Source organism: Lentibacter sp. XHP0401, assembly GCF_025751535.1.
Lineage (GTDB): Bacteria > Pseudomonadota > Alphaproteobacteria > Rhodobacterales > Rhodobacteraceae > Lentibacter.
Map to the genome: position 1 here is coordinate 74,800 of NZ_JAOWLC010000011.1, position 20,478 is coordinate 95,277.

Annotated in this window: 14 protein-coding genes; 9 read left to right on the forward strand and 5 right to left on the reverse strand. The window is 59.6% G+C overall.

The annotated features are described in order from the left end of the window. Positions 1-57 precede the first annotated feature (57 nt). Complete coding sequence (locus tag OE750_RS14280) at positions 58-1,701, reverse strand: amino acid ABC transporter ATP-binding/permease protein (RefSeq protein WP_263764953.1); 1,644 nt, start codon at positions 1,699-1,701, stop codon at positions 58-60. Further along, positions 1,698-3,362 carry a thiol reductant ABC exporter subunit CydD gene (cydD, locus tag OE750_RS14285; protein ID WP_263764955.1) on the reverse strand — a complete coding sequence of 555 codons (1,665 nt, stop codon included), beginning with the start codon at positions 3,360-3,362 and terminating at the stop codon, positions 1,698-1,700. Before cydD ends, OE750_RS14280 begins: the two co-directional genes overlap by 4 nt. 225 nt (positions 3,363-3,587) lie before the next feature. On the opposite strand from cydD, the gene OE750_RS14290 reads away from it, so the two are divergent. Both OE750_RS14290 and OE750_RS14295 read left to right on the forward strand, forming a co-directional pair. After that, the gene (locus tag OE750_RS14290; RefSeq protein WP_263764956.1) at positions 3,588-5,465 is read left to right on the forward strand and encodes a hypothetical protein; all 1,878 of its coding nucleotides are present in this window, start codon (positions 3,588-3,590) and stop codon (positions 5,463-5,465) included. Between the two features lie 2 nt (positions 5,466-5,467). Continuing rightward, complete coding sequence (locus OE750_RS14295) at positions 5,468-7,930, forward strand: hypothetical protein (RefSeq protein WP_263764957.1); 2,463 nt, start codon at positions 5,468-5,470, stop codon at positions 7,928-7,930. Positions 7,931-7,961: 31 nt separating this feature from the next. Here OE750_RS14295 and OE750_RS14300 read toward each other — a convergent pair whose 3' ends face one another. Together OE750_RS14300 and OE750_RS14305 are read right to left on the reverse strand one after the other, a co-directional pair. Then, the gene (locus OE750_RS14300) at positions 7,962-8,666 is read right to left on the reverse strand and encodes a GntR family transcriptional regulator (RefSeq protein ID WP_263764958.1); all 705 of its coding nucleotides are present in this window, start codon (positions 8,664-8,666) and stop codon (positions 7,962-7,964) included. After that, a complete protein-coding gene (locus tag OE750_RS14305) occupies positions 8,663-10,030 on the reverse strand; it encodes a formimidoylglutamate deiminase (RefSeq protein ID WP_263764959.1) in 1,368 nt (455 codons plus the stop codon). The genes OE750_RS14300 and OE750_RS14305 overlap by 4 nt, the downstream gene beginning before the upstream one ends. A gap of 125 nt (positions 10,031-10,155) precedes the next feature. Between OE750_RS14305 and hutI the strand changes: the two genes are divergently transcribed. The 7 genes from hutI to OE750_RS14340 all read left to right on the forward strand — a co-directional run bounded on the left by hutI (position 10,156) and on the right by OE750_RS14340 (position 18,166). Beyond that, complete coding sequence (gene hutI, locus OE750_RS14310) at positions 10,156-11,319, forward strand: imidazolonepropionase (protein WP_412176232.1); 1,164 nt, start codon at positions 10,156-10,158, stop codon at positions 11,317-11,319. Further along, entirely contained in the window at positions 11,316-12,107 is a 792-nt protein-coding gene (gene hutG / locus OE750_RS14315) for an N-formylglutamate deformylase (RefSeq protein WP_263764962.1), read from the forward strand. Before hutI ends, hutG begins: the two co-directional genes overlap by 4 nt. Beyond that, a complete protein-coding gene (hutU, locus tag OE750_RS14320; protein WP_263764963.1) occupies positions 12,104-13,777 on the forward strand; it encodes a urocanate hydratase in 1,674 nt (557 codons plus the stop codon). The genes hutG and hutU overlap by 4 nt, the downstream gene beginning before the upstream one ends. A 27-nt stretch (positions 13,778-13,804) precedes the next feature. Continuing rightward, entirely contained in the window at positions 13,805-14,890 is a 1,086-nt protein-coding gene (locus tag OE750_RS14325; protein WP_263764964.1) for a TRAP transporter substrate-binding protein, read from the forward strand. Positions 14,891-14,951: 61 nt separating this feature from the next. Beyond that, a complete protein-coding gene (locus tag OE750_RS14330; protein ID WP_263764965.1) occupies positions 14,952-15,449 on the forward strand; it encodes a TRAP transporter small permease subunit in 498 nt (165 codons plus the stop codon). Further along, positions 15,446-16,996: a TRAP transporter large permease gene (locus OE750_RS14335; RefSeq protein WP_263764967.1), complete on the forward strand. Its 1,551-nt coding sequence runs from the start codon at positions 15,446-15,448 to the stop codon at positions 16,994-16,996. The genes OE750_RS14330 and OE750_RS14335 overlap by 4 nt, the downstream gene beginning before the upstream one ends. 132 nt (positions 16,997-17,128) lie before the next feature. Then, positions 17,129-18,166 (forward strand): aromatic ring-hydroxylating dioxygenase subunit alpha, encoded by a 1,038-nt coding sequence (locus OE750_RS14340; protein WP_263764968.1) that lies wholly within the window; start codon positions 17,129-17,131, stop codon positions 18,164-18,166. A 27-nt stretch (positions 18,167-18,193) separates the two neighbouring features. Here OE750_RS14340 and OE750_RS14345 read toward each other — a convergent pair whose 3' ends face one another. Beyond that, a complete protein-coding gene (locus tag OE750_RS14345; RefSeq protein ID WP_263764969.1) occupies positions 18,194-20,119 on the reverse strand; it encodes a tetratricopeptide repeat-containing sulfotransferase family protein in 1,926 nt (641 codons plus the stop codon). Between the last annotated feature and the right edge of the window lie 359 nt (positions 20,120-20,478).

Below are 20,478 nucleotides of genomic sequence, written 5' to 3' on the forward strand. Positions count from 1 at the left end.
AGGCGTTTTCGAAAGTTGGAATTGATCCAAGTCAATAAGCGATATATTTAATATATCTTATTTCAAACCAACGGCCCTATCCGAAAACCCGATTTCAACAGCCTGATGCGCTGCAATCAGGATCGCGGCTTCAGGCAGAAAACCCCGTATGCCGTTCAAAGCCTTCAGTGCGGTTTCTTCGTCCAGCCCTTCGGTTGGCTCATCCAGAAGCAACACATCAGGCCGCCTCAAAAGCGCGCGCGCAAGCGTCAGCCTGCGGGCCTCACCGCCCGAAAGCCCTGCCCCGCGCGCGCCGATATGTGTCTCCAGACCCTCGCGCGCCCTGAGTGTTCCGGCAAGCTGAACCGCCTCCAACACCTGCCAAAGCACAGCGTCATCACTGTCAGGCGCGGCAAGCCGCAAAGCCTCACGCACCGTCCCCGACATCAGCGCACTGCGCTGCGGAAGAAGCGTCACAGATTGGCGCAAAGCTTGCGCGCCCCAGTCCTCGACACTCAGATCACCCAACGTAATGCGCCCCGCCGCTACGGAGTGCAACTGCGCCACCGCAAGCAGAAGCGTCGATTTTCCCGAGCCGCTAGGCCCCGTCAAAGCCAGGGTCTCACCCGCCGCCACGGCAAAGCTCATATCCGTCACAATCGCGGTTTCGCTGCGCGGACGGTGCAGCGTCACGCCCTCAAGCACCAAGGGCAGCGCCGATTGTGCAACCGCCTCGCCCGCACCCGGCGCAGGCGTGGCCAAGTCCCGCGATACACGCCGCGCCGCCTCGACCATCCGCCCGATCTCGCTCGCGGCACGCCGCAACGGTGCGATGGTTTCCGCCAAAGCCAGCGTGGCAAAAAAACCGAGCGCCGCAAAAGCAGGGGCAATCACTCCCGCCTGAACCATTGTAATCCCGATCCACAAACTCCCTCCCGCGACAACAGCACCCAGCATCTGGATCGCCGCCCCTGCAAGGCGCTCGGCGTGGTCCTGTTCGCGTCTCAAGTCGATACGCTTCATGTCCGCCGCCCGCGTGGCCTCGGCTTGCGCCGCCAAACGGCCATAAACCCGCAAATCGGCACGCGCGCGGATAAGATCAATCAACCGCGAGCGAAACGCCTGCGCCGCAACCTCTGCCCGCCTCGAAAGCGGCGCAGCACGGCGCATCGTTTGCCAGAATATCGCCGCCATCCCCGCCAGATAGCCCAGCAAAACCCAAACAGCGACAGGCAAGCCAACCAGCGCCCACAGCGCAACAAAGGCAATAAGCTGCGTCACCAATCCAGCCATGACAGGCAGCACAAGCCGCAATGACACCCCGTCTAGCGCATCAACATCCGCGGTGAGCCGGTTCAACGCCTGCGCACCGCGAATACGCACCATCCGCGCATAGGGCGCAGCCAGCAACCCGCCAAGCAAGCGCAGCCGCAAAACCTCAAGCGCGCGCAGCGTGGCATCATGGGTTAAAACCCGCTCGCCATAGCGCGCCGCCGCACGGCCAAGCGCCAGAAAGCGCACCATGGCAGAAGGGCGGAACACATCAAAAACAGCGCCCACACCCGCAAGGCCGGCAGCCGCCGCTGCGGTAATAAACCACCCCGACAAGCCAAGCAAAGCCGCGCCCATTACCAGCACGGCAACACTCAGCAATGCCCCGCGCAAAAGTGCCACGGGCTGTTCGCGCTGGATCGTCAGAAAAACCTGCCAAAGCGATATCATGATGCGTCTCCGATCCTGATAATCCGGTCCATACGCGCTGCAAGCCCGCTGTCATGTGTGGCAATAATCAGCGTCGCCCCGCGCTCAGCTTGGGCGATCAAGCCCTCCGTCACCGCCTGCGCCGTAGCCGCGTCCAGATCGGCAGTCGGTTCATCCGCAAGGATCACATCGGGCGCGCCGTAAATGGCCCGCGCCAAGGTAATCCGCCGCGCCTCTCCGCCCGAAAGCCCGCCGCCCGTTTCGCCCAAACGTGTGTTCAGCCCCTGCGGCAACGCCTCCACAACCTCGGCAACCGCCGCCTGCTGCAACGCATCTTCAAGCCCGCCCTCGCGGCCAAGGCTCACGTTCCGGCGCAAACTCGCGTTCAAGAAATGCGGCGCCTGCGGCATCCAGCCGATCCGCGCGCGCCAGGCATCTGCCGTCTTTTCGCCCAGCGCGCAGCCCGCAACCTGCACTGTGCCGGCACTCGGCATCATGAGCCCTGCCATAAGCCGCAGCGCCGTTGTCTTGCCTGCCCCGCTTGGCCCAACCAAAGCAACGGTCTCGCCCTCGTTGATACTTAAATCCTCAAGCACCCGCCCGTTGGGCAGCACGCATCCCTTGAGGCTAATGTCCGCACGCCCCGCCAAAGGCGCAGCAGGCCCGCCAAGCCCCGGCAGCTCCGGCGTATCCGCGGCCTCCCAAGCTGTCAGATCCTCCGCCACAGCGTCAGCGGCAGCCTTGTCATGCCATGCGGTCGAAAGGTCGCGCAAAGGCTGGTAAAATTCGGGGGCCAACAGCAGCATGAATATCCCTGCCTCTGGTGTCAAAGCCCCGCCCCATGCGCCGAATTCCAACACCCCCAGCAATGAAAATCCGACATACACCGCCACCATCGCAACCCCGATTGCGGCAAAAAGCTCCAGCACGGTCGAGGATAAAAACGCCACCCGCAGCACAGCCATAGTGCGCTGCCGCAAATCCCCCGCCTTCGTAGCGAATTCATCCATCACCGCATGATGCGCCCCCAGCAAGCGGATATCGACCAGCGCCGAAAGCCGCTCGACAAGCATGTCATTGAGCGTGCCGATCTCCGACATCTGCCGTTCGCTGGCCTCCTTGGCAGCATAGCCAACCAGCGCCATAAACACCGGAATAAGCGGCCCCGAGATCATCAAGACAATCGCAACTGCCCACGAGTTCCACAGAGCGAGCGCAAAAATCACGATGGGCAAAACCATAACCCGCGCCTGCGCAGGCGCATAACGGGTCACATATGGCCCCAGCAAATCAAGCTTTTCCCCCGCCAGCGCCGAGACACTTCCCGCCCCGCCAAACGGGCTGTCGGAAGCGCGCCGCACCTCGGTTTCAACAATCCGCACCCGCACCTGCGCAATCACCTCTTCCGCAGCAGCGTCGGCCTTGGCTTCAGACAACACGCCCAGCAGCGCCCGCAGCGCACCCAATGCGATGAAACCGCCCCCCGCCAGCGCCGCCGAAACATCCGCTCCAGTCAGAAGTCCGCCCAGCGCATAAGCCACAATCGCGGCCTGAACCGGCCAGATCAAACTCGCAAACACCGACAAGACACTGGCCTGCTTACGCAGCCCCAGCTCGGGCGCCGTCCACTTGTTCAAAGCGCGCACTGTCTTGCGCGGGGTCTGCTCGCTCGTTGTTGTCACATCAGTTCCTTAACATGAGTCTTTGATGCTTCTTATAAGGGTTTCGGCAAAGACAAAGCTGATCTGGATCAAACCCCGGGCCGTTTTCACGATACTGCCGTCAGAATCTTGTCCCTGACAAGAATACGCAAAAAGCTTGATTACCATCAAAGCAGCCAGACCCGCCAAAGCCTAAACTATATGTGAAGTGTCGGCATTGGCCAGCACGGGAGGTAGGAGACAATCTTGAAACACATCACATTCAAAACAGTGCTCACCGTCCTTGCCTTGGCCTGTGCCGCACCTCTGGCTGCCGAGGGTGACTTCAAGAAAATCCTGATGGTGGTCGAAAACGAAGGCTCCATCCGCGAGAAAGTCGTCGAGTTCAAAATCAAACCGGAGGTCAAAGACCGCCTCTCCACCATGCGCAGCCTTGTCTCCGATCATGGCCTGCGCCAAATGACCGATGCGCAGATCCTCTCCAACCGCGAGGCCATGGAAAGTGCTGCCGCCGCCGAGGGCTGGGGCATGTTCAACCTTGGCTTCGGCGCAGGCGGCGCTGTCGGCACAATCGCGGAAAACGCGCTGGAAATGGGCGGGTTGAGCAACGTCAATACCGCGATGACCAATCTGGGCCTGTTCATGACGGTCTGGCAGGTCAACATTGATCTCTGCTCTGGCGATAATCAATCCGCAGGCATCAACGCCTACAAAGGTGTTCTGGGCTACGCCATCGGCAAATGGGGCAGCTCCGCGCTGCAAGTCGGCAATGTGGCAGCCTTCGTGATCGACGTAGCGCTGCAAGAGTTCGGCAAAGCCGCATGGCTCGCCCGCACCGATGCATGGCGGCAGGCCTATACCAAATATTACACCGAACGCGAGGCCAGCGCCGAGGCGGGCGAATACGGCGTGCAGCCGCTCTGGAGCGAGTCAAAAGAGAAGAAGCTCGCACGCGTCAGAGGCCAGACAGAAGGCGGCCGCACAATCAACGAATGGAAATTCCTGCTCGACTATTACCGCCAGAACGCCAAAAGTCCCTCGGGCTTCGAGGCCTTGGTGATGACCGAAGTGCAAAATTACGTTGCGCGCTTCTGGAGCAGCAAAGATTTCAACGTCGAGAAAAACAACATCGACAGCAGTTCATGGGGCTTTGCCCGCGGTGCCAGCCTGACCGACGAAATCAGGCAAAAACTCGAAGACGAGCACCGCGCCAAACTGATGGCGATGCTCGTTAAAAAGGTCTTCCCCGAAATCGCGCGCCTGCAATGGTATCGCTCGCTTGAAGGCATTGTCAGCGACCTGAACAGCAAGACCCGCGCCGAACTCAACGATGTGATCCGCATCGACATCGGCGCATTCAATCTGGTTACGCCTGCTAAAATCGTTCTGAAAAAGCCCAATGGCGGCGAATGGACAGGCAGTTTGCAGCCCAACCAGCCGCGCACATTGCAGATCACCAAACTGGCGATGCTCAAGGCAGGCTGGCCCACAGAAATTTCTCTGGAGCTGCCCGACGGCACACAAACCCGCCCGCTCGCGCCGGTAAATGATTATGTCGCCATCTCCTTTGGCGAGCCCGTCACGCCGCTGGTCGTCGTCTACAACCGCAAGGAAACCGCACCGAGCTGCACGATAACAACCATCCCGCTGCAAGGCGAAAGCACTACCCGCACCGAGACACGCCCCGCCCCCACAACCGATTTGGATATCGCAACCTATCCTGTGGGCGACGCGACCAACTATTCGCTCAGCCTTGTTCTCGGTGATTTCAACGGGCAAAACTGGCTCGCCGCCTCGCCCGGCGCCATGGGCGCGGGCAACACAAGCATGTTCTTCACCGTGCCCCGCTATGAAGATATTTCCAGAATTTCGGCCTGCGAGGGCGGCTTCCTCGTGGGCGACGCGCTTTCGCAGGCCCGGTGCAGGGTCGAGCGCCGCATAGACAGCGAAGATGAAAACGGAACACGCACCGAGACCCGCTGCACCTCGCAAATGACGATCAAAGTCAAAGGGGGCTACATCACCATGGGCGATGAAATGACATATGTTTCGCTCGATGGCGAAACAGGCGCAATGCTGCGCAACATTCTGAGACAAGGCATGTCCAAAGTGCAAAGGAACTGATGATGAAACAGCTTACTCTTCCGATCATGGCCGCGCTCTGGGTGGCACAGGCAGTCAGCGGCAACAGCCAAAGCCTTCAGCCCCGTATTGACGAGCTGGCCGCCGGCATGGACGACTTTGCCCCCCAAGTGGAAGAGTTGCCGCTCGAAGAGATCACGGATGACTTCGGCGCGCCCGAAGATGCGCCCGAAGCGGTGCAAACGGCTCCGGAACAGACCACAGAGCAGCTCGCACCCGAACAGCCGGCCGCCACTGTCGCCGTTATCCCCGAAGGCTGGAAAACCCACAGCCTGCTCGGCATCACCTTCGCCGCCCCCACCGATTGGCAGCTTATGAGCGACCCCGATGATGAAGACGAGCTGAACCTCGGCAAATTCAACATGACAGAAAAGCGCGCCGTCGCCCTGATGGTCGAACGCCAGCATCCGGGCGGCGTCGACGGGTTTGAACAAGAAATGGAAGGCCTGCCAAAACAAGCCGCGCGCGATATGGCGCTTGATCTGTCCAGTGCCGAGCAGTCCATAACCTACCCCGAGCCTATCATCGCCCCCGATGGCCGCCGCCTTCTGCGCAAGGTATTCACCCTGCGCGCGGGCGATTTCTTCGTCTATTCGCACCTCTTTTACAAAGAAGACGCCGATGAGCGCGGCGGCAACGACACCCTGATGGTGATGGCGGTCAACACCCCCGAGGCCGAGGCCATGGCCGTCATCGAGCCACTCCTCGGGACAGTGGCCCTAGAAGCCGCCCCGCCACCCGAGCCGGATGTGGGCCTCGACGGATTGCTCAACTACATGATGCCTCCCGCCAAAGGCTGGAAGCGCTACCAAAGCAGCTCCGACTATATCACATTCCTGACAACCCCCACCATGAGCGCCTCCTTCATCGTCGAAACCGGCTACCGCGCCCGCAGCAGTTGGGACGCGGATGATGAGTTCGCCAACGCGCCCCAAACATCACGCGGTGAAATTTTCGGCTTGCCCGCCGACATCAAGCAAGGGCTGACAAACGCAAGCCATATGCAAGTCGGTGTCAAATTCGTGCAAGCTCTGCGCACGGTCTACAAGCTCGACATCTGCATGCCCAACGGCGACCCTGTCGTTGTGCAGCAATACGCGGCAGAAGAATGGTTGAAAACCGCAGGCTATGACAGCTTGCTGGCCCCGATGAGCCTTGCACTCCCCGCCGAGGCCATCCCCTGCCCCGCCGAGGGCGCAGCCGTATCGGCCCCAAAAGTCATGCCGGCCACAGACTGGACGCGCTACACCAACAGCCGCTTCGGCACTTCTGTCAAATACCCGATCTCGCATTTTACCAGCACGAGTGAGCAAGCCGAAAACAGCGACGGGCAGACCTTCGCCAATCATGATCGCTCCGCCGAAATTCTGGTTTGGGGCGGGCACAACGCGCTCGAGCAAACAGCGCAGCAGATGGTCGATGACATTCTCGCCAACCATGCCGGAGCCGACATTCTTGCGCACAACGTGACAGCGCAGGGCTTCACCCTCAAGCTGCAAGCCAACGGTCAGGTCTTGCAACAGCACAGCGCGATTGTCGGGGGCGATATCCTGCACAACGTGCGCGTGCTTTACCCCGCTAATCAGGAAGACAACTACGGCCCCGTAGCACAGGAAGTGGTCGACTCGCTCAGCATAGCCCCGACAGCCCAAGCACCAACGACACAAGCGCCGGCAGCAAAGCCGCAAGCGCAAGCCGCCAAACCAACAAGCCCAAGCGACATGGAGCAGGCGTTCTGGAACAGCGTGTCAGGCACCTCGCAGACCGAGGGCTTTGAAGCCTATCTTGAACAGTGGCCAAACGGAGCCTACGCCGCCGAGGCCCGTGCGCGCATCGCCGGCCTGACAGCCCCTGCACCAGCCCCCGCCAGTGACCCTCAGGTCGAGCTGGCTTTCTGGCAGTCGGTTCAGAACTCGTCTGATCCGGCGATGTTTCAGGCTTACCTTGATCAATGGCCAAACGGCACTTTCGCCGTGCTCGCACGGCTCAATCTGAAGCGGCTTCAGGCAGTGGCTGTCACACCCAATTCGCAGCCTGCGCCATCTCCTGCACCCGCCATACGGCAAGCGCCAAGCCCGCGCGGCTACTACACCCCCGCGCCCAAAACATCCGAGCGCGCCGCAATCATGGACGCTGCCCGCGTGCCGATGCTGCGCGAGTTGGGGCAGAGGGTCATCTTCCTCGTCAAAACCCTGCGCACCGATGGTGACTGGTGTTTCCTGATGGCCGAACCGCTTCAACCCAACGGCAACAAGCTGAACTGGCGCACAACCCCCTATGCCAACGACTGGGCCAATGACGCCATGAGCAACCTCGTGATGGTCCTGATGCGCAAGCAAGGCAACGGCTGGCAAGTCATCGATTATGTTGTCGGGCCAACAGATGTGCACTGGTATAACTGGATCGACGGCTACGGCCTGCCCGAAAGGCTGTTCACCCCGGGCTAAGCGCTTCAGGGCGCGGCAACAGTCCGCGCCCTCAGGCCTTTTGCGTCAAAAGCTGGTAATTGGGCCGCGTTACCGAGCGCACCGTGGTAATCGGCACATCACCAAGCCATGTGGTCCGCTCGATCACAAGCAATGCCGCGCCCGGCATAGCCTCCATCCGCTCCGCAATCCTGTCATCCGCGTTCACTGCATAAAGCCGCACATCACAGCGGCTATAGGGCTTGTTGCGCACCAGCCACTCGTTGGCAGAGTCGCGCGTCAGGTCCACCGCTTCAATCTCGGCACAGCTCTCAAGGTTCACCCAGCGGTCCTCGAAAACATAGGCGCGCTGGTCGGCCAGATGCAGCGCCTCGACATGCAGCATCTCCTCGGGTGCACTCAGCCCGAAACTCGCCGCCACCGACAAGGGCGTCATCTCTCGCGCCTGATGCACAAGCTGATAACCGTAGACCGCGCCCTTGGCTTCCACTTCCACCCGTGTAATCGGAATATCCAGCACCGCCCGCGTCACTGGGTCGGGGCGCACATGCGTTCCACCCTTGCGCTTGCGTTCCACAACACCCGCATCAGCCAGGTCCTGCATCGCCCGCTGCACTGTCGAGCGCGCGCAGCCCAGCTCCTCGGCAATGTCCTCATCGCGCGGCAGCTTGTCACCGGGCCGATATGTGCGGTCCAGGACCCGCCCCTGAAGTGTATCCCGAATATCCTGCCAGCTGCTACGGTGTGCACTCGTCAAATGTCTTGTCCCAATCGTTCTACAACCTGTTGAAAGCGCTGCATCGTTGCCTCGCGCTTCGCGTGTCGGCCTTCCCTTACAACATGTCGCCCCGCAGACCAAACATCTTGCACACAGCCCTGCCCGTGCCCGCCAAAGACCAGCGTATCCAGCGCCGTATCTCCCCTACGGTTGCACAGCCAAGCATTGTCCGCGCTCACGCCCACAAGGTCGGCCCACTGCCCCTCTTCAATCCGCCCCGAAGCGCGGCCGGCCGCCTGCGCCCCGCCCTGAGCAGCGACTTCAACAAGCACCCGCCCCGTCGAGCGCTCCGCCGTCGCCAAAGCCGCGCGTGAACGGTCGCGCAAACGCTGCGAGTATTCCAGCGTCCGAAGCTCATCAAAATAAGCGATATGCACGTTTGAATCCGAGCCAAAGCCAACACGCCCGCCATGGGCCAGATACGCGACCCCGTTGAATATCCCGTCCCCAAGGCTCGACTCTGTGATGGGGCAAAGCCCCGCAACAGCCTGCGTGCGGGCCAAAGCCTCGGTCTCGCTCGCCGTCATCTGCGTGCAGTGAATGAGACACCAGCGCGCATTCACCTCATGGTTGGCCAAAAGCCAGTCCACAGGCCGCGCGCCCCAAGCCGCTTCAACTTCCTCAACTTCCGCCACCTGCTCGGCGAGATGCATATGCACGGGCCCCTGCCCCGCAATGCCTAAAGCAGCGCTCATCCCCGCCGCATCAACAGCCCTCAAAGAATGCGGCGCAACGCCGATACCGTAGTCCGTGTGGCTGCCCCGCACAGCTTTGCTCGCCGCCTCATGCAGCTTCACATACCCGTCAGGCGTGTTGCCAAACCGCTGCTGCCCGCCCTGAAGCGGGCGGCTGTCACAACCGCCCCACTGATAGAGCACAGGCAAAAGCGTGAGGCCAATGCCCACGCCCTCCGCCGCCGCCACAATCCGCTCGGAAAGCTCGCCAAGGTTTGCGTAAGCCTTCCCGCCCACATCGTGATGCAGATAATGAAACTCGGCCACGCCAGCATATCCCGCCTCAAGCATTTCCAGAAACACCTGCGCCGCAATCGCCTCGATGTCATCAGGCGTGAGCCGGTCGAGATACCGATACATAAGCCGCCGCCACGTCCAGAAACTGTCAGAGGGGTCAGGCCCGCGCATCTCGGTCAGCCCCGACATGGCCCGCTGAAAAGCGTGGCTGTGCAGGTTCACCGCCGCAGGCAGAAGCAAGTCCACCGCGCTGTCCGCAGCACCGTTCTGAGGCCCAACAGAAGCGATTCTCCCATCCGCACCAATCCGCACCGCAACATCGTTCACCCAGCCCTCAGGCGTAAGCACTTGTTTTGCATGAATAACTGTCACAGTTTCTGGCTCCATCGAGATATCGTTGACATTTTATGTAGCTACATATTATTGATAAGATGGAAATTAAGCAAGGATGCGATATGTCAGCGCCCCATGTCTACACCGATGCAACTCTCGCCACGATGTGCCCCGATGCAGGCGACTATGGCCTGATCGAACACGGCGCTATCGTCACAAACGGCGCAGAAATCGCATGGGCCGGCCCGGCAGCCGATCTCCCCTCCGCCTATAAAAATGCAAAAACAACCTCGCTTGAGGGCCGTCTCGTCACCCCCGCACTGATAGATTGTCACACGCATATCGTCCACGGTGGCAACCGCGCGCTCGAGTTTGAGATGCGCCTCAATGGCGCAAGCTACGAAGAGGTCGCCCGTGCGGGCGGCGGCATCGTCTCCACAGTCACCGCCACGCGCGAAACCTCCGAGGACGACCTGCTCAAAGCCGCCCTCACCCGCGCCGATGCGCTTATCGCCGAAGGCGTCAGCACAATAGAAGTCAAGTCAGGCTATGGCCTCGACATCGAGACAGAGCTCAAAATGCTCCGCGTGGCCCGCACCATAGCCAAGCAACGCCCCGTGCACATCAGCACAAGCTTTCTCGGCGCACATGCCGCCCCCAAAGGCGCCGATCCTGACGCCTACATCGACACGGTCTGCATCCCCGCCCTCAAAGCCGCCCATGCCGAAGGCCTCGTCGATATGGTCGACGGCTTCTGCGAAGGCATCGCCTTTGACGTGCCCCAAATCACCCGCGTGTTTGACGTGGCGCGCGCCCTCGGCCTGCCCGTAAAGCTCCACGCAGAACAACTCAGTAACATCGGCGGCACACAGCTTGCAGCCCGATACTGTGCGCAGTCCGCCGATCATATCGAATACGCAAATGAGGCCGATGCAGCCGCGCTTGCCGCCTCGGATACAGTCGCCGTCCTTCTCCCCGGCGCGTTTTACACATTGCACGAAACTCAGAAGCCCCCCGTCGCCGCCCTGCGCAAACACGGCGTCCCCATGGCATTGGCAACCGATTGGAACCCCGGATCTTCCCCCCTCGGCTCACTCCTGCTCACCATGAATATGGGCTGCACCCTCTTCGGCCTCACACCAGCCGAGGCGCTCGCAGGCACAACCCGCCACGCCGCCAAAGCCCTCGGCCTTGCAGACAGCGGCACGCTAGAAGCAGGCAACCGCGCCGACTTCGCCGTATGGAACGTGCAAACCCCCGCAGAGCTCTCCTATGGCATCGGCATCAACCCGCTCCACAAACGTGTCTTCGCAGGCCAAACGACATGAGCTTTCTAGAAATCACCCGCGGCCAAAGCCCCCTCGTACTCGGCCTGCCCCACACGGGCACAGATCTGCCCGACGATGTGGCCGGCAAGCTCAACGCAACGGGCCGCGCGCTGGCCGATACCGACTGGCACATCCACACGCTCTACGCGGGTCTCGTGCCCGATGTCACAACCATACGCACCCGTATTCACCGTTACGCGATCGATGCCAACCGCGACCCATCGGGTGTCTCGCTTTACCCGGGCCAGAACACAACGGGCCTCTGCCCCACGACAGACTTTGACGGCACGCCCATTTACCTGTCAGGCCAGGAGCCGGACACCGCCGAAGTCGAGCGCCGCCGCACCGCCTATCACGCGCCCTACCATGCCGCACTTGAGGCAGAGATGGAGCGTGTCGCAGCCCTCCACGGCTTCGCAATCCTCTATGATTGTCATTCGATCCGCTCCCACATCCCCTTCCTCTTCGAAGGCACACTCCCCGATTTCAACATCGGCACAAACCTGGGCAAAACCTGCGCACCAAGCATCGAAAGCGCAGTGCACGAAATCTGCCAAAGCGCACAAAATTACACCTCCGTCCTCAACGGCCGCTTCAAAGGCGGCTGGACAACCCGCCACTATGGCCGCCCATCAAAAAACTGGCATGCCATCCAGATGGAACTCGCCCAATCAACCCACCTCACGCAGGAAAGCCCCCCCTTCGCCTATGACGAGGCCAAGGCCGAAGCCCTGCGCAAGCCCTTAAAACTCATCCTCACATCCTTGCAAAACTGGAGTCCCTCATGAGCAATCCGCGCAAAAACACCCGTGATATCTTCCCGCCCACAGGCACGAAGCTCAACGCTAAAAGCTGGATGACAGAAGCACCGCTCCGCATGCTGATGAACAACCTGCACCCCGACGTGGCCGAAAACCCGCACGAGCTTGTGGTTTACGGCGGCATCGGCCGCGCCGCCCGCACATGGGATGACTTTGACACCATCGTGGCCTCCCTGAAAGACCTTGAGGCAGACGAAACCCTTGTGGTCCAGTCGGGCAAGCCCATCGCCATCGTCAAAACCCACACAGACGCCCCCCGCGTTCTGATTGCCAACTCAAACCTCGTGCCCCATTGGGCCACATGGGATCACTTCAACGAACTCGATAAAAAAGGCCTCATGATGTATGGCCAGATGACCGCCGGTTCGTGGATCTACATCGGTACGCAAGGCATCGTCCAAGGCACCTACGAAACCTTCGCCGAAGCGGGCCGCCAGCACTACGGCGGCAGCCTCAAAGGCAAATGGATTCTCACAGGCGGCCTCGGCGGCATGGGCGGCGCACAGCCCCTCGCAGCCGTCTTCGCGGGCGCCTGCTGCCTCGCGGTCGAGTGCAACCCCGACAGCATCGACTTCCGCCTGCGCACAAAATACCTCGATGAGAAAGCCGAAACGCTTGATGAGGCGATGGAAATGATCGAGCGCTGGACCGCCGCAGGCGAGGCCAAATCCGTCGGCCTCCTCGGCAACGCCGCCGATATCTTCGCCGAAATCCACGCGCGCGGCATCCGCCCCGATATCGTCACCGACCAGACAAGCGCCCATGATCCGCTGCACGGCTACCTCCCCCAAGGCTGGACAATGGCCGAGTGGAAGCAAAAGCAGGAAACCGCGCCCAAAGAAGTCGAAAAAGCCGCGCGGGCGAGCATGAAAGTGCACGTCAAAGCCATGGTCGATTTCTGGAACGATGGCGTCCCCACGCTCGACTACGGCAACAACATCCGACAGGTCGCTCAGGAAGAAGGGCTGGAAAATGCCTTCGCCTTCCCGGGCTTCGTCCCTGCCTATATCCGCCCGCTCTTCTGCCGCGGCGTTGGCCCCTTCCGCTGGGTAGCGCTCTCGGGTGATCCTGAAGATATCTACAAAACCGACCAGAAGATGAAAGAGCTCTTCCCCGAAAACGAGCATCTGCACAACTGGCTCGACATGGCCCGCGAACGCATCGCCTTCCAGGGCCTTCCCGCGCGCATCTGCTGGATCGGCCTCAATGAACGCCACAAAGCTGGCCTCGCCTTCAACGAAATGGTCGCCAACGGCGAGCTTAAAGCCCCCATCGTCATTGGCCGTGATCATCTGGACTCTGGCTCCGTGGCGTCGCCCAACCGTGAAACCGAAGCCATGAAAGACGGCTCCGATGCGGTCTCCGACTGGCCCCTCCTCAACGCGCTGGTCAACACCGCCTCTGGCGCCACATGGGTCTCGCTACACCACGGCGGCGGCGTTGGCATGGGCTTCTCGCAGCACTCCGGCGTCGTCATCTGCGCCGACGGCACGCCAGAGGCCGCCAAGCGCCTTGAGCGCGTCCTGTGGAACGATCCCGCCTCTGGCGTCTGGCGTCACGCCGATGCAGGCTACGAAGAAGCGCTCGATTGCGCCCGCGTCAACAAGCTCCGCTTACCCGGGATACTCGGAAACTAACAACCAAACCAAAAAGGGAGACGACCAATGGACAGAAGAAAGTTTATCACAACAGGCGTTCTGGGGGCCGCTGCCGCCCCGCTGGCAACGCCCGCGATTGCACAGGACGTGCAGCAATGGAAGATGGTCACAGCTTGGCCCAAAAACCTGCCTGGCCCGGGTGTTGCGGCTCAAGTGCTGGCAGACCGGATCACCACGCTTTCGGGCGGGCGTATCGAAGTCAAACTCTTTGCCGCAGGCGAGCTTGTCCCCGGTCGCGGCGTATTTGATGCCGTCAGCGAAGGCACAGCCGAGCTCTATCACGCGGTTCCCGCCTACTGGGGCAGTAAGTCCAAAGGCATCCTCCTCTTCGGCTCACAGCCCTTCGGCCTGCGCGCAGACGAGCAATTCGGCTGGCTCTATCACGGCGGCGGACAAGCGCTCTATGACGAGATGTATGGCCGCTTCGGCATCAAACCTTTCCTCTGTGGCAACTCAGGCCCGCAGTGGGGCGGTTGGTTCCGCAACGAGATCAACTCGGTCGAAGACCTCAAAGGCCTCAAATTCCGCACCACAGGTCTGGCGTCTGAAATGTGCGCCAAGCTCGGCATGGCGGCAGAGGCCATGAGCGGCCCTGCAATGTTCCAGGCGCTGCAAACAGGCGCCCTGGATGCGGGCGAGTTCATCGGCCCTTGGACCGACAGCGCATTGGGCTACCAGCAAGTCGCCAAGAACTACTACTGGCCAGGTGTCGGCGAACCATCATCAGCCGAGGAATGCGGTGTAAACGCAGCGGCCTTTGATGCCCTGCCTGATGATCTCAAACAGGTTGTCAGCCTTGCTTGCGAAAGCCTCTACAACCCCGTCTGGACCGAATACACCACCAAACACGCGCTCTCGCTCAAAAAGCTGGTCGAAGAAGACGGTGTTCAGGTCAAGATGTTCCCGCAGGATGTGATCGACGCGATGGGCGTTGCCGCAGCCGAGGTGATCGACGAGCTGCGTCAGGATGATGACGAGCTGGTCAAGCGCATCACCGAAAGCTTCGTAAGCTACCGGGACAGCGTCGGCGGCTACATGACCTTTGCCGACAACGGGCAGATGAACGCTCGCGCGCATGTGATGGGCTACTAGGCAACAAGGCGCGCGGGATCCTCCCCGCGCGCCTCACCACATCGAGATTGGAGACATGCGAATGCTCAAGCTGGCTGACGGGATAGACGCACTCAACCGCACGGTGGCGCATGTGCTGCGTTGGTTCGCACTTGCCATGGTGCTCATTCAGTTCAGCATCGTGATCAGCCGCTACGTGTTTGGCTTCAATTCAATCTGGATGCAGGAAAGCGTACTCTACCTGCACGCCACGCTCTTCATGCTCGCCGCAGGCTATACGCTCCTTGTCGATAAGCATGTACGCGTCGATATATTCTATGCCAAAGCCCCCCCCGCCAGACGCAGACAGATAGATATCGCGGGGCATTTGTTCCTTTTGCTCCCGTCGATGGCAGCGCTGGCATGGTGGTCATGGCCTTCCGTGCGCAATTCCTGGAAAATTCTCGAAGGCCCGATTTCGGTGGGTGGCATTGAGGCTGTGTTCCTTCTCAAGTCTCTGATCCCGCTCTTTTGTTTACTGGTCGCCCTGCAATCACTGGCGATCCTCCTTCGGCTATTTGCCGGAAAGGACGCAGCATGACCGCCTATCTTGATCTTTTGATGTTTGCCGCTCTGATCGTCGCTATCATGTCCGGCTTTCCCGTGGCCTTCAGCATCGCGGGGGTTGCGGTTTTCTTTGCCTATCTCGGCTGGTGGTTGGGTGTGATGGATATCTCGCTGCTCGGCGCCTTCGGGCAGCGCGTCTTCGGGCTCATTTCAAATCAGGTTCTGATCGCCATTCCGCTTTTCGTGCTGATGGGCGCTCTACTCGAAAAAAGCCGCATCGCCGAAGATTTGCTCGAAACAATGGGTCGCACCTTCGGCCAGTTGCGCGGCGGGCTTGGCATCTCGGTTGTTCTCGTGGGCGCGCTTCTGGCCGCCTCCACAGGCATCGTCGGCGCAACGGTCGTCGCCATGGGGATGATCGCGCTGCCAACCATGCTGCGCGCAGGGTATAACCCCCGCATCTCGGCAGGTATCGTTTGCACAGCAGGCACGCTTGGCCAGATCATCCCGCCGTCGACGCTGCTCATCATCCTTGCAGACGTTATGTCCAACGCCTACCAGCAAGCGCAATACGAGCAGGGCAAATTCGCGGTCGAGGCGCTCTCGGTTGGCCAGTTCTTCGCCGCCGCGCTCATTCCGGGCCTCGTGCTCGTATCGCTTTACCTCCTCTATGTCCTCATTCACGGCGCTCTGCGTCCGCAGGATATGCCGCCCGCCGATCTCTCGCTGGCCAAACCTTCCCGCTCCGAGATTCTCGCCGTCATCATTCCGCCCGTGCTGCTCATCTTCGCTGTCCTCGGTTCGATCCTTGGCGGCCTAGCCACCCCGACCGAAGCCGCAGCCGTCGGCGCGGTCGGAGCTTTGCTCATGTCGGGCGCACGGCTGGGGCAGCACCGCAAAATCATTCTTACCGCCGCAATCGCCCTCATCGTTCTGGCCATTGCCGCCGGCGTTTTCCCCGTGCGCTTGCAGCGCAATGACCTCGGGCTTGGCTCCTATATCGCTGGTGCAAGCTACATAGCTCTGGCAGCACTCGGCCTTCTGGGCCTGCTCGCCGCCCTGCGCAACGTGCTGCGCGAGCGGGTTGTCCACGATGCTGTGACCTCAACCATGACCATGACAGCAATGATCTTCGCCACCATTCTCGCAGCGGGCATGTTCTCGCTCGTGTTCATCGGCCTTGGCGGCGAAGACCGTGTCGCACATTGGCTGGCCAACCTGCCGGGCGGCGCGACAGGCGCGCTACTTGTGACGATGCTCATCGTCTTCGTCATGGGCTTCTTTCTCGATTTCGTCGAAATCTCCGTGATCGTTCTGCCACTGGTCACGCCTACACTCATTCTGCTTGGTCACGACCCGATCTGGCTGGGCGTCATCCTCGCGATCAACCTGCAGACCTCGTTTTTAACGCCTCCGTTCGGGTTCTCGCTCTTCTATCTGCGTGGCGCCGCTCCCCCCGAAATCACGACAGGCCACATCTATCAAGGCGTGCTGCCTTTTATCGGCCTGCAAGCCATCGGCGTGTGCGTGGTCTGGTTCTGGCCATCCATCGCAACATGGCTGCCAAGCGTGATGTTCTAAACCGCGATCCGGCGCGCCTTGAATGCGCGCGCCGGATCAATGCTGCCTCTGGTCTCTGGCGTCCTCCTGTTGCAGGATAAGCTTAGCAACCCTCGGCCTCCCCGGCATCCTCGGCACCAGAAAGGCCTGCATATGTTTCTCAAAAACGCTTGGTATGTCGCCGCGTGGGATCATGAGGTCACACAAGACCTTACCCAAATCATCGTGCTGGGCGAGAAAATCTGCATTTTCCGCAACGAGAGCGGCGAAGTCATCGCCCTCGAAGACGCCTGCCCGCACCGCAAGCTCCCGCTCTCGCAAGGACGGCGCAAAGGCGACACGGTAGAGTGCGGCTACCACGGCCTCACATTTGATTGCGCAGGCAAATGCGTCTGGGCTCCGGGCACTGGCCGCATCCCCTCCAATGCCAATGTCCACGCCTACCCCGTGCACGAAAAATACGGCCTGGTCTGGATCTGGATGGGCAACGCCGCCATCGCCGACCCAACCGAAATTTTCGAAATCGAAAACTACGACAGCCCCGACTGGGGCATCAACCGCGGCGCCGCCATGGAGCTTCAGTGCAACTATCTCCTGATGTGCGACAACCTTCTTGATCCGACCCATGTCGCTTGGGTGCACCAAAGCTCCTTCGCCACTGACGCCACCAAAGACACGCCCCTGCGCGTGAAAAAAACCGAAGACGGCGTCATCGTCCACCGCTGGATGATGGACCACGAACCAGCCCCGTTCTACAAAAAGGTCGTGGAATTCGAGGGCAACTGCGACCGCCTCCAGCACTATGAAGTCCGCTACCCCTCCCATGCGCTCATCAAAGCCGTCTTCACCCCCGCAGGCACAGGCGGCGAAGATGGCCCGCTGCATGCGCAAACCTTCATCATGGACAGCTACAACTTCATGACCCCGACCACAGAACGCGAAACCCGCTACTACTGGTTTCAACTTCGCAACATCCGCCCCGACGATGAAGCGCTGTCCAAAATGATGAGCGAAGATGTGCAAAAAGCCTTCGAGGAAGACCGCGCCATTCTCAACGCTGTCCAGATCGGGATGGACACCAAACGCAGCCCCCATATCGACCTCCCCATAGACGGTGGCCAACTCCGCTTCCGCCGCCAGCTTGAGGCAATGATCGTGGAAGAAAGCATGGTAGATGAGCGGATGAAGTGAGGGGGCCACTTCCTCTATAGGTGTGAATCAGCCAAGCCTGTCAAAGGCATCCTCAATGAAAGCCTCATACTTTAGCCAGGTTCGGGAACTTCCTTCATAAACGCCCTGCCTCACCTGTTGCTGGGAAGCTGTCCTGACACCGCGCTTGTTCTTTTGGGGCGAAAGGCAGGTCTCTTCCCACTCAAGACCCAAATGTCTGATCAGGTTCCGGGTCTCGTCCTCCTGATCAACCGTAAGCTTGTCATAGTTCAGGCTATAAATGCGGTCCGCATATAAGCCCTGCCAGCGCTCCATGAGGTCTTTGTAAAGAAGATAGTAAGTGACAACATCTTCCAGATCATAACTATACCCAAGATCATCTGTGGCAAAGTAGTGCTTGAAATTAGACCAGCAAGTTGCGGCCGCATCCCTTTCAACGTGGATAATTCTGGCTTCGGGAAAAGCTGCACAGATGAGCGGAATATACCTGAAATTATGTGGCATCTTGTCAGTTACCATTTCTGCTCCGGCAGACTTTCTGCGCAAAGCCGAAAGATAGTTCTCGCGGAAACGTAAGATGTTCTCCGGCGATGCAGGCTCATCCCCCTGGGCCAGTTGCCCCCCGAAACGATGGACGTCTACACACTCACCCGCAGCCGTAACGCCAGAATGAGAAGAGATGATTTGCTCGACAAGTGTCGTCCCCGATCTCGGCATACCAACAATAAAAACAGGCGCAAACGTGCAGCTCGCTTCCTTGGTGCTGACGGTATGGTCCGCAAGCATCGGCTGCGTGGCCTTCAACCGGTCAAACAGACGCTTATCCTGATCTATCGAGTAGCCCAGCACCCTCTTGCGCAGCGCATTGCCTTCACGAAAATAGACAAAAGCTTTGCCACGGTCATCCAGATCGTCACAAGCCTTCGCCAAAGCAAAGCTGAGCTGGGATTTTTCATAATCGTCAAGTGAGCCATCTTGCTCCAGCCGTTGCAACTCCAGAAAATGCGCATCATCGGCCGAATACTCGTTTATCAGGCTGAAATTCCTATGGAACTCGACATCATCGGGCTTGAGCTGCAGAGCTTGCTTGTAGCTCTTTTTCGCCGCCTCCAGATCGCCTGTCTCTTGCAGCGCAACACCCATGTTATAACAAACATCCGCATAGTCGGGCCTGATTTCGAGAGCCCGCCTGTAACTGTTGATAGCCGCCTCGAACTCACCGTTTTCCTTCAGGACATTGCCCAAATTGCTATAGGCATCGGCATCGTGAGGCCGGATTTCGAGAGCTTGCTTGTAACTGACTATGGCAGCCTCTGTTTCGCCTTGTTCATGCAGGACATTCCCCATGTTGTTATAGGCGTCGTCATAGTCCGGTTTGATATCAATCGCCCGCTTGAAGCTGTCAATGGCAGCCTCCAAATCACCGGTTTCATGCAGGGCATTTCCCATATTATTATAGGCGGCAGCATAGTCGGGCTTTATTTCAAGAGCCTTCTTGTAACAGGCAATGGCGGCGCCCGGGTCGCCCTTATCCTTCTGGATAACCCCCATATTGTAGTATGCTTCGACAAAGTCGGGCCGTATCCCGAGAGCCTTCTTATAGCTCTCTATCGCCGCCTGAAGCCGCCCCAGACCGGCCAGTATCGCGCCACGTATACTGTATACCGCAACCGACTTGGGAAACCGTAACAACAAGGCTTCGGTTTCGGTCAAAGCCTTCTCCAGTTGCCCTTGGCCGTAAAGGTTGATCACCGGTTGCAACCAGATTTGCGGCGGGTCCTGAACCGCTGTTTGCCTTACAGCCGCTTTGCCCGACAAAGCCTTCAGCCCTGCTTTGGCTTTCTTGTTACTCGGAAACCTTTTGAGGATGCTTTCGTAAACCATCCTTGCCTCATCAAGCATGCCCTCTTTTGCCTTCTTCTGTCCCAGCCTGATCGCCTGATCAAGCTTGAGGGTTTCCAGATTGTCAGACATGGCTGTGAGCTTCGTCGGTTTTCAGTTTCATAAAACTGTCCATGATGTTTTTGTCAGCGTCAGGGTAACATGCCTCCTTCATCCGATAAAGCAACGCAGCTCACAACCCGGCGTTCATTAGGAATCTAAAAAAAACGGGCAGGGAAGCTCGGTGTCAGCTTCCCTGCCCGCACCGAACGCCCCGTTATCTAATTTTCCGTTAACAGAAATCCCGTTCAGGCGGTGCACGGGTTGTGCACGCATGGTGCACGCTTTTCACCCCCTCGATCTGGCGGACAAAAATGGCATTAACCATTGAAAACGCAGCCATAGGCCTTGGCTAAGAAAAGCCTGCTAAACTGCCCGAAACTTCAATAAAA